The organism is Candidatus Symbiothrix dinenymphae (assembly GCF_001431085.1).
In genome coordinates, this window is record NZ_BBRU01000513.1 from 1 (window position 1) to 390 (window position 390).

The window sequence follows — 390 nt, forward strand, 5'->3', positions numbered from 1 at the left end:
GCCTTTGAACCGACTTTCGCCTTGAAAGTCAGCCACAACGTCGACGTTCGCATTGCTGCAACATAAGGAAACGATGCCTCCAACACACCGGGTCCGCCGGTGCTCTGAGGAATCACTTGCCCGTTGCCTTTCACTTTCTCCCCTTGGAAAGTGTAAGGAGTGCCGACTGCCTCGCCACCTTCGTAGCGCAAAACAGGAGTCACTTCCAACGTTGCCACATTAACAAACCACTTTGCAGGGAATGTTACATTGATAGTCACAGGAACCTGGCCACCGACCAATTCCAGGGGTTGAGGAACTGCCGAAACTGCATCAGCCGGCAGGGGTGGTAAGGATGCACTACAAGAGGTAAAGCCTACTACAGACATTACAGCCAGTGCCAAAACCAAA

1 pseudogene is annotated in these 390 nt (G+C 52.3%); it reads right to left on the reverse strand.

The window, feature by feature from the left end:
- Positions 1–368 (reverse strand): annotated as a pseudogene (locus tag ASC50_RS05390) (hypothetical protein); the annotation flags it as partial.
- Between the last annotated feature and the right edge of the window lie 22 nt (positions 369–390).